This is a genomic window from Blautia sp. CGZ-1-C1 (assembly GCF_056504575.1).
The window spans coordinates 1-2,925 of sequence record NZ_JBWLUT010000032.1 but is presented as its reverse complement, the minus strand read 5'-3'; the positions used below and the strand labels follow the sequence as shown (position 1 = coordinate 2,925).

Sequence of the window (2,925 nt, the reverse complement as noted above, 5' to 3'; positions counted from 1 at the left end):
GGGTGCTGGTCGGCGCCGCACTGGTCTTCTTTATGCAGGCCGGATTCGCAATGGTAGAAACAGGCTTCACACGAGCCAAAAACGCAGGTAACATTATTATGAAAAACCTGATGGACTTCTGTATCGGAACCCCGGTCTTCTGGCTGGTCGGCTTCGGTCTGATGTTCGGTGCAGGTAATGGATTTATCGGAAAGATCGGTGGTATTGCAACAGAAGCACACTATGGTTCAGGAATGCTTCCTGACGGAGTTCCTTTCTGGGCATTCTTAATCTTCCAGACAGTATTCTGTGCAACATCCGCAACAATTGTTTCCGGTGCAATGGCAGAACGTACCAAGTTCCTTTCCTATTGCGTCTACAGCCTTATGATCAGTCTTGTTGTATATCCGGTATCCGGACACTGGATCTGGGGCGGTGGATTTATCAGCCAGATGGGATTCCACGATTTCGCAGGTTCCTGTGCAGTACATATGGTAGGTGGTGTGGCAGCTCTGATCGGTGCCATCATCCTTGGACCTCGTATCGGTAAATATACAAAGGACGGCAAATCAAAAGCTATCCCTGGACACAACCTTACAGTTGGTGCTTTAGGTGTATTTATCCTCTGGTTCTGCTGGTTCGGATTTAACGGTGCTTCCACAGTCAGTATGGAAGGCGATGCAATCGTAAGTGCAGGTAAAATCTTTGTTACTACTAACCTTGCAGCAGCTGTTGCAACTGTAACTGTTATGATTATCACATGGGTACGTTACAAAAAACCGGATGTTTCCATGTCTCTGAACGGTTCTCTTGCAGGACTTGTAGCAATTACGGCAGGATGCGACACAGTTTCTCCTACATCCGCAGCAATCATCGGTATTGCTTCCGGTTTTATCGTAGTATTTGGTATTGAATTTATTGATAAGGTTCTGAAAATCGATGATCCTGTTGGTGCTGTCGGTGTTCATGGTTTAAACGGTGCTTTCGGTACCCTTGCAGTTGGTCTCTTCTCCGACGGTTCAGGCACAGACTGGAAAGGACTTCTTACAGGCGGCGGCTTCCACGGATTTGGTGTTCAGTTCACAGGTATGATCATCACAATCGCATGGGTTGTTGTTACTATGACAATTATCTTCCAGGTAATCAAACATACAATCGGACTTCGTGTTTCAGCTGAAGAAGAGATCGCAGGTCTTGACTCCAAAGAACATGGTCTTGCAAGTGCTTATGACGGTTTCGCAATGGCTGGTGTTCCGACTCCTATGGGAACTTCCATAAAAGCTCCTGTTGTCACAGCCAGACCTTCTGCTCCTGCTGAATCAGTTCCTGAACTTCCGAAAGAAGGCGTTCATAAGCTTACAAAAGTTGTTATCATCACCCGTCAGAATAAGCTTGATGAATTTATGCAGGCAATGAATGAGATCGGTGTTACAGGTATCACTATTACGAACGTTCTCGGATGCGGTGTACAGAAAGGTGCTCCATCCTACTATCGTGGTGTTGAGATGGAAATGAATCTTCTTCCTAAGGTCAAAATTGAGATTGTTGTAAGTCTCGTACCTGTACAGAAAGTTATCGAAACTGCCAAGGCAGTCCTCCATACCGGTCAGATTGGTGATGGTAAAGTATTTGTATATGACATTGAAAATGTCGTTAAGATCCGTACAGGCGAAGAAGGTTATCTCGCTCTCCAGGATACAAAATAAATAAGCAATCAATAAATATCCTGCTATAAGGTCAGGAGCCCGGATTTATTCCGGACTCCTTTTTATTGTTCACTACCATTATGCAATCTGGGCAGATTCCAGCGATAATGTGCTGCCAGATACCGAATCAGTATGATTACGAAACAGGCTACCATCATAGCTTCCACATTTCCTACAAAACGATTCATGTACACACATACAACCGCTCCTACAATAGATGCGCATGCATAAATATGCTTTACAAAAATATAAGGCGGTACTCCTGCCATCATATCACGCATCAGGCCTCCCCCTACTCCGGTAATCGTTCCCAGAAATACCAGGAGAAACACATTATCCATATATCCACTGCGAATTCCTGTATTCACTCCCACTACCGTAAAAATTCCTAAACCGATAGAGTCCATCACCAACATGACTCTGTCATAGGTAAGCCGCATATGCCCTTCCAAAAGCTGCCGTTTCCCAGTAGAAAACCACAAAAACCACACAGGAAGTAATCGGTAGCCACCAAGGCATATACCGGATTTGTAAACACATTAGGTGGAATAATCCCCAGCACAATATCCCGGATCAGTACCTCCGCCTACACGCTGTAACTACACCCAGTACGCTCACACCGAAAATGTCCATATTCCGTTCTACACCTACCATTGCCCCGGAAGCAGCAAAAGCAACCGTACCTGCCATTTCCATAAAAACTAGCTGATAATACTCTTGATAATCCATCCTGACCTCTCACTTTTTACGTTTTAGTTCATAAATTATATCATTTTTTATAACTTATGTGAAGCACGATCCTGCTTTTTTAGAGACATCTTATTTTTTTATTTTCTTCACAGACGCTCCCTTAAACAAAGCTCCGTCTACTGAGAAACGATCAATCAACGTAGTCTTGGGATTCTCAATCAGATCGATCAGCTTCTCCGCAGCTATCCTGCCAATTGCCGCTGTGTCCTGACAAAGGGTGGTGAGCTTTGGCTCCAGAATTTTCGCAATATCAATTCCATCATAACCTGCAATAGAAATATCATCAGACAGCCGCTTCAGTATCGGAAGAACCCTGAACTGCAACATCCTCTGTAATAGATTTTACGCTTTCTTTTGTGTAATAGCCTCTCGTACCTGCTCAACGGACCGCAATGTGGTCTCTGCAATTTTATCAAGATCATGCTCTCCATTTTTCCACATATTCCATTGGATTTTTTTGTTATGTTTATGTTGACCTACTTCGTTCAGT

Annotated in this window: 4 protein-coding genes; 1 reads left to right on the top strand and 3 read right to left on the bottom strand. The window is 44.1% G+C overall.

Annotation, left to right across the window (positions count from 1 at the left end):
• Window positions 1–2 precede the first annotated feature (2 nt).
• Window positions 3–1,685, top strand: a complete 1,683-nt coding sequence (locus tag AC058W_RS01715; RefSeq protein WP_479389633.1) for an ammonium transporter — start codon at window positions 3–5, stop codon at window positions 1,683–1,685.
• Between the two features lie 62 nt (window positions 1,686–1,747).
• Here the strand turns inward: AC058W_RS01715 and AC058W_RS01710 are convergent, their stop codons facing one another.
• From AC058W_RS01710 to AC058W_RS01700, 3 genes are all read right to left on the bottom strand, one after another.
• Window positions 1,748–2,137, bottom strand: a complete 390-nt coding sequence (locus AC058W_RS01710; protein ID WP_479389632.1) for a trimeric intracellular cation channel family protein — start codon at window positions 2,135–2,137, stop codon at window positions 1,748–1,750.
• Between the two features lie 121 nt (window positions 2,138–2,258).
• Window positions 2,259–2,414, bottom strand: a complete 156-nt coding sequence (locus tag AC058W_RS01705) for a TRIC cation channel family protein (protein WP_479389631.1) — start codon at window positions 2,412–2,414, stop codon at window positions 2,259–2,261.
• A gap of 90 nt (window positions 2,415–2,504) precedes the next feature.
• On the bottom strand, window positions 2,505–2,762 hold the full coding sequence (locus AC058W_RS01700) for a substrate-binding domain-containing protein (RefSeq protein ID WP_226839487.1): 258 nt from the start codon (window positions 2,760–2,762) through the stop codon (window positions 2,505–2,507).
• Window positions 2,763–2,925 lie beyond the last annotated feature (163 nt).